We start from the raw sequence: 4,519 nt of genomic DNA, 5'->3' as shown, positions 1-4,519 counted from the left end.
GGCGAACTGGCCCGTATGAGTGGCTCGGTGCAGTTCAACGGTCAAGCGATTTTGGCAGGATCGGGCAGTTACTCGTTCCAAGTAGGCGCCAACTCGGGCACGGAGAACCAAATTTCCATCGCCTCGGCGGACATCTCACTGAGCGGTGTGGCCAACTTCAGCGCGGTCGTGAGTGGCGGCGGTTCGTACTCCGCGCTCAATATCAACGCGACGTCCGCCAACGTCAGTGCCATCAGCGCTTTGGATCAAGCCATCGCAGCGGTGGACGAACGCCGAGCCCGTCTGGGTGCCGTGCAGAGCCGGTTTGAAAACACCATCGCCTTCCTGCGCACGGCGGTGGAAAACCAAGCCGCCGCCCGCGGCCGGATCATGGATGCCGACTTTGCTGCAGAGACGGCCAACCTCAGCCGCACCCAGATCCTGCAGCAGGCCGGCACCGCCATGATCGCCCAGGCCAACCAACTGCCGCAGAATGTGCTGCGGCTGCTGCAGGGCTGACGTTGCGCGTTGCCGGCGGCGCATTCAAGCGCCGCCGCGCGGCAAGCGCTCGCGCAACAGGCACGCCGCGACCGCCAGGTCCAGCGGCGTGTCAATGTCGACCGAACGCTCAGGCGGCATCACATAAGCCAGCGTTTCGTCCGTCAGGAAAGACCGGGTGCGCCGCAGCCAGTCGGCGCGCGCGATGTAGACCGCCCCATTGAGCGCGTACAGTGGCGGCGCATCCTGCCGCCGCTGCGGACGATCCTGCTGCGGCAGAAAAGCACGCAACCGCGCATCGGCCGAAAGATGGAACATCCACCACGGCAGCGTCCCGGCCTCGGTCACGCTGACGCATGCAGGCGCGCCCTTGGCCTGACAAAGCGCGAAGGCCGCATCGATATCTTCTGCCGCGCGCAACGGCGATGTGGGCTGCAGTAGTACCATCCAAGCCACGCCAGGCAGTTGCTGCAGGGCGTGCAACACGACGTCGATGCTGGGCGTCTCGTCGCGCGCCAATTCGGCTGGGCGCTCGTAGGGCGTCTCGGCCCCCCACGCGCGCGCGACTTGCAAAATTGCCGCGTCTTCGGACGACACCACCACGCGGTCGATGCAGCGCGCTTGCCGGGCCGCTTCGATGGTCCAAGCGATCAATGGCTTGCCTGCCACTTCTTTGATATTCTTGCCAGGCACACCTTTGCTGCCGCCACGGGCAGGAATCAAGGCCAACACCGTTCCCGCTCGGTCAGCCATGATCGATCACCCGCGGCGCGTCACGCTGCGCCAGTTCGAAGTCCCCCAAGCGGCCGATGTCCAGCCAGTATTCATGGACGGGGAACATGCGCACCGTGAGGCCAGCCTCGATTTGGCGTTTGAGCAAATCGGGCATGTCCAAGCGGACATTTGCCTCCACGGCGTGGACGACCTGGGGTGCCAGCACATAGATGCCAGCGCTGACAAAGAAGTGGTGCACGGGCTTTTCAATGATGTGCGTGATGCGCTGCTCATCGTGCTGGATGACGCCGTAAGGCACCTGAAAATCGTACTGCCGTGAACAAACGGTGGCTGCAGGGGTATAGCGATCATGGTCCTGCAGCAGGGCCTCGTAGTTGACGCGGGTCATGATGTCGCCGTTGACGACGATCAAGGGGCGCTGCACGGCCTCTTTCGGCAGTAGCCCCAATGCGCCGGCCGTGCCCAGCGGCGTTTCCTCCTGCACATACTGGATGCTCACCCCCCAGCGGCTGCCGTCCTGAAAGTGTTGCATGACCTTCTCGCGCAGATAGTGCACGGAAATATAGAAGCGGTAGAAGCCGTAATCGACCAAGTCCTGCAGGATGTGCTCCAGCATTGGCCGCCCGCCCACGGGCAGCATCGGCTTGGGGCAGTCGTCGGTCAGCGGCCGCAGGCGGGTGCCAAAGCCCCCCGCCATCAGGAACACGGGGTTTTCTAGGCGCGGGCGTTTGAGCAGGTCGGTCAGGGTCTCCAAGCCGACCAGGACGCCCTCCTCATCGACGATGGGCACCTGCAACACCTGTGCGCTGCCCAGCAGGCGCAGCGCCTCCTCGCGGCCGTGCCGCAGCGGCAGTACACGCGGTTGCGGGTTCATCACCTCGGCCACAGGGGCATCCAGGCTCAGGTGGCGCAGGATGCCGCGGCGCACATCACCGTCAGTGACGGTACCCAGTAGCCGTCCAGACTCATCCACCACCAGCGCAATGCGCTTGGCACCACGGTCGATGACCTCGATGGCGCGGCGGATGGTGTCGTCGCGCCGCAACAGCAGGTCTTGCCAGTCGCTGATCATGCCTCGTCCTCCACCGCTTTGAGCGGCTGTCCCGGAATGTAGCGGCATCTAGGCGGCACGTTGTTCCGTACCACTGCCCCGGCAGCCACCTCGGCACCGTCCCCCACCGCCACGCCGGGCAGCACCACTGCTCCCGCGCCGATGAAGGCCTGCGCTCCGATCTGCACGTCGCCGCACAGGATGGCGCCGGGAGCGACATGCGCGCCCTCGCCGATCGTACAGTCGTGATCCACCCGTGCACCAGTGTTGAGCAGCACCCCGGCGCCCAGGCGAACCCCTGGCTGCACGATCGCGCCGGCCATGACCTGCACCGCTGTGGCCAGCTCGGCCGCCGCTGACACGACCGCTGCTGGATGCACCAGCGCCGGCATCCGCAGCCCCAGCGACCGAAGCCGCTCGAAAACCGCCTGCCGACGCGACCGGCGACCAGGCACCATGCCGACGCCGATGGCGAACCGATACCCGCGCGTCTGCGGCTGGTCCAGCCATGCGTCATCGCCAAGCACGGTCACCCCGTGCCAGTCGGTGGCCGCAGGCCGCTCGGGCAGCAATACCCCGTGCACCGGCTGGCCAAGGCTGCGCAGCGTGTCCAACACCACCCGCGCATGGCCACCTCCGCCAAGGATGACGAACGGCTCACTCATCCAGCAGGTCTCCTGCAGCGTAGTCCCGCGACGCGGTGCGCCCCAGTACATCCCAGTACGCCATGGGCGGCATGCCGGTGCCTGGGCGCATCATTGCCACATCCTGCGGACCGAGCACCTGTCCGGCGCGAATCGCCCGACGGGCGACCAGACTCTTGCGTGCCACCGCCGCCGTGGCCAGCTCCTCAGTCTGAGGCCGCTTGATGCCATCACCCAACGCCGCCGAAACGGTGCGCACACCGGCCACCAGGCGCGTCAATTCCAGGGGCTCCAGCGACGCCGCGTGGTCTGGGCCCGGCAGCGCGCGATCCAGCGTGAAATGTTTTTCCAGCACGCACGCCCCACGGGCCGCGGCAGCCAGCGCGACCTCGATGCCGAGTGTGTGGTCCGAATACCCGACGGGCAGACCGAAGGCGGCGGCCATGGCGTCCATCGCGCGCAGATTGGCCGCCTCGGCCGCGGCCGGGTAGTCGCTGGTGCAATGCAGCAGGGTCACCCCACGGCGCAGCGCCGCCTGCCCCTCGGGCGAGGCATACGCCGCGCGAAACGCCGCTGGCCCCGGCTGTTCTTGCGCACCCGCGATGCGTCCGAAGGCGATGACCCCAAGCGCCTGCTCGACCTCTGCAAGCGTGGCCATGCCGGTGGAGACGATGAGCTCGGCCCCGCTGCGCGCGTGCTGAAGCAGAAACGGGGCGTTGGTCAATTCGCCGGATGGGATCTTGAGCAGCGTCAGGCCAAGCTCATCGACCAGCAGGCGCAGGCTCGGTTCGTCGAAGGCCGTGGACAGAAAGCGCAGCCCGCGCTGCTCCGCATGCGCCTTCAGCTCCCGATGCAGCGCGGCCGGCAACTCCAGGCGGCGCAGCATGGCCTGCTGAGATTCCCCGGCACCGGTGTTGCGCTGCTGGTAGGCGGCCTTGGGCGCATCGGCGGTCACCAGAGCGTCGGCCTGAAAGGTCTGGAACTTGACCACATCTGCCCCAGCTTGGGCCGCCACCTCCACGAGCCGAAACGCCCAGTCGGCTCGGCCGTTGTGGTTGACACCCGCCTCGGCGATCACCCGCACGGGCGGCGGTGTTACGTGCTCACGCATCACCTTCCCCTGAAATGTCGTAAAACGGCTTGCGCAGCAGGGCGTGCGGCTCGGCCTGCCGCAGGATTTGCAGGATGCGTGCGGCGACATGCCCGTCGCCATAGGGGTTGTGTACCTGACCCAACGCCGCGCGGAAGGCCGGATCGAGGGCGCGCCGAATGGCCGCCTCGATGTCGCCCCGGTGCGGTGCACAGTCGATCACGCTGGACGCACGCAATCGTCCGCGCTGGCGATCACCGATGTTGACCGTGACGCAACCCGCGCTGGGCGCCTCGATGAGGCCGCTGGAGGAATTGCCCACCACCGCCTGCACCTGACGCAGCAGCGACAGGTAGCGCTGCTGGCCGAGCGAGGCAAACAGGCGGCAGCGCTGTGGATGGCGCGCTGCATAGCCCTCTAGCAGCGGGATGATGGCCGCACCGCCCGGATCGGCATTCGGCAGCGTGAAGACCACGTGTGCATGGCCGAACGCGTCCAGGGCGGCCAACAGCTCACGGCATT

6 protein-coding genes are annotated in these 4,519 nt (G+C 67.0%); 1 reads left to right on the top strand and 5 read right to left on the bottom strand.

The window, feature by feature from the left end:
• Positions 1-498, top strand: a 498-nt coding sequence (locus tag Q0716_RS10340) for a flagellin (RefSeq protein WP_299022967.1), incomplete at its 5' end; no start/stop codon positions are given.
• A 24-nt stretch (positions 499-522) separates the two neighbouring features.
• Here Q0716_RS10340 and Q0716_RS10335 read toward each other — a convergent pair.
• The 5 genes from Q0716_RS10335 to Q0716_RS10315 all read right to left on the bottom strand — a co-directional run.
• Positions 523-1,230 (bottom strand): acylneuraminate cytidylyltransferase family protein, encoded by a 708-nt coding sequence (locus tag Q0716_RS10335; protein WP_299022966.1) that lies wholly within the window; start codon positions 1,228-1,230, stop codon positions 523-525.
• Positions 1,223-2,284 (bottom strand): nucleotidyltransferase family protein, encoded by a 1,062-nt coding sequence (locus tag Q0716_RS10330; protein WP_299022964.1) that lies wholly within the window; start codon positions 2,282-2,284, stop codon positions 1,223-1,225. Before Q0716_RS10330 ends, Q0716_RS10335 begins: the two co-directional genes overlap by 8 nt.
• Positions 2,281-2,928 (bottom strand): acetyltransferase, encoded by a 648-nt coding sequence (locus tag Q0716_RS10325; protein WP_299022962.1) that lies wholly within the window; start codon positions 2,926-2,928, stop codon positions 2,281-2,283. The genes Q0716_RS10330 and Q0716_RS10325 overlap by 4 nt, the downstream gene beginning before the upstream one ends.
• Positions 2,921-4,018 carry an N-acetylneuraminate synthase gene (neuB, locus tag Q0716_RS10320; protein WP_299022960.1) on the bottom strand — a complete coding sequence of 366 codons (1,098 nt, stop codon included), beginning with the start codon at positions 4,016-4,018 and terminating at the stop codon, positions 2,921-2,923. The genes Q0716_RS10325 and neuB overlap by 8 nt, the downstream gene beginning before the upstream one ends.
• Positions 4,011-4,519, bottom strand: a 509-nt coding sequence (locus tag Q0716_RS10315) for a UDP-N-acetylglucosamine 2-epimerase (RefSeq protein ID WP_299022958.1), incomplete at its 5' end; no start/stop codon positions are given. The genes neuB and Q0716_RS10315, both read right to left, overlap by 8 nt.

The sequence above is a fragment of the uncultured Tepidimonas sp. genome, from assembly GCF_938045175.1.
Taxonomy (GTDB): domain Bacteria; phylum Pseudomonadota; class Gammaproteobacteria; order Burkholderiales; family Burkholderiaceae_C; genus Tepidimonas.
The sequence above is the reverse complement of the archived record's forward strand: the minus strand, read 5'-3'. Positions and strand labels throughout refer to the sequence as shown.

Bases quoted from the DNA above. Each gene is read 5' to 3' on its own strand.
- Q0716_RS10335 (WP_299022966.1), bottom strand. From the start codon at position 1,230: ATGGCTGACCGAGCGGGAACGGTGTTGGCCTTGATTCCTGCCCGTGGC.
- Q0716_RS10325 (WP_299022962.1), bottom strand. From the start codon at position 2,928: ATGAGTGAGCCGTTCGTCATCCTTGGCGGAGGTGGCCATGCGCGGGTG.
- neuB (WP_299022960.1), bottom strand. From the start codon at position 4,018: ATGCGTGAGCACGTAACACCGCCGCCCGTGCGGGTGATCGCCGAGGCG.
- Q0716_RS10330 (WP_299022964.1), bottom strand. From the start codon at position 2,284: ATGATCAGCGACTGGCAAGACCTGCTGTTGCGGCGCGACGACACCATC.